The following is a 1,224-nucleotide window of genomic DNA, read 5'->3' as shown; positions in this document are numbered from 1 at the left end:
AGGCGCCGGGGTTCCTGCGGCTACGCGCCGCGCCGCCTGCGGTCGGGGCGGCCCGCGTCGGCGCACAGCACGTGGGGCGCGCCCGTGGCATCGGTGAAGCGCACCGCGAGGGTCACGCACAGGTTGCCCGAGGCCCGCGAAATGTACGGGGCGGTCAGGCATTCCTCTATGCCGCTGCGCATGGGCAGGAAATATTCCTTCAGCGAATGGTCGGTGCCGCGCCGCGCGGGCTGGTAGATGAACCGCCTGCTGGCCGAAAGCCGGTAGGGGTTGCATACCGTGTCCGACACCTGGCGCCCCGCGCCGTCCAGCACGTACAGGCACTCCAGGGCCGATTCCGCGTTCAGGTAGCGGGCCAGCAGCTTGTCGAAGTCGCCGGGGCAGGCGTGGTGCAGGTCTTCGCGCAGGCGGTGCACGGCGCTGCGCAGGGTGGCCACGCGGCGCTCCTCTTCCTCCACTTGGGCCAGGGTAAGCGCGGCGTAGGCGCGGGCCACGTTGTGCATGGCCGTGCCGCCTTCGGCCACGGCCCCTTCGGGCGAGGGATGCGCGAACAAAAAGCCCTGCATCACGTCGGCCCCCAGGTCCATCAGCAGGGCTGCCTCGCCCTCGTGCTCCACGCCTTCGGCCACTGTCATGGCCCCGATGCGTCGGGCCAGGCCCACCAGCGCCCGCACCACCTCCTGGCGGTGGAACGAATCGGGCAGGCCGGACACCAGCGAGCGGTCCAGCTTGAGCACGTCGGGCTTCAGCGCGGCAATGCGCTCCAGGTTGGAATGCCCGGCCCCCACGTCGTCCAGGGCCACCAGAAAGCCCAGCTTGCGGTGGCGCGCGGCGAACTCCATCAGCGCATCGGTGTCGTCCACCTGCGATTCCACGATTTCCAGCACCACGTTGTTGGGGCTGACCCCGCTGGCCTCGGCCAGCCGCTGGATGTGCCCGGACCCCACCACCCCGCGCCGCAAGACGGAGGTGTCGATGTTCACGAACAGCAGCAGTTCCGGCCTGCGGCGCACCATGGGGGCAAAGGCGGCAAAGGCCCGCTCGCGGCACAGGCGGTCCAGTTCCAGCGCGCTGCCACTGGCGGCGGCGGTGGAAAACATGACGTCGGGCGGCATCACCGCGCCGCCGGGCAGGCGGCCCCGGCTCAGGGCCTCCATGCCCACCATGGCGTGGCGGCGCACGGAAACCAGCGGCTGGAACAGGGTGAACACGTCGGCAATGGCC

1 protein-coding gene is annotated in these 1,224 nt (G+C 70.8%); it reads right to left on the bottom strand.

Features of this window, described 5'->3' with window-relative positions:
• Positions 1 to 20: 20 nt before the first annotated feature.
• Positions 21 to 1,224 (bottom strand): EAL domain-containing protein (locus FVW27_RS16325; protein ID WP_167127150.1); only part of this gene is annotated, 1,204 nt, incomplete at its 5' end.

Origin of the sequence: Nitratidesulfovibrio liaohensis, from assembly GCF_011682075.1 — a bacterium.
GTDB classification, from domain to species: Bacteria; Desulfobacterota; Desulfovibrionia; order Desulfovibrionales; family Desulfovibrionaceae; genus Cupidesulfovibrio; species Cupidesulfovibrio liaohensis.
This window is presented reverse-complemented; position numbering and strand designations above follow the sequence as displayed.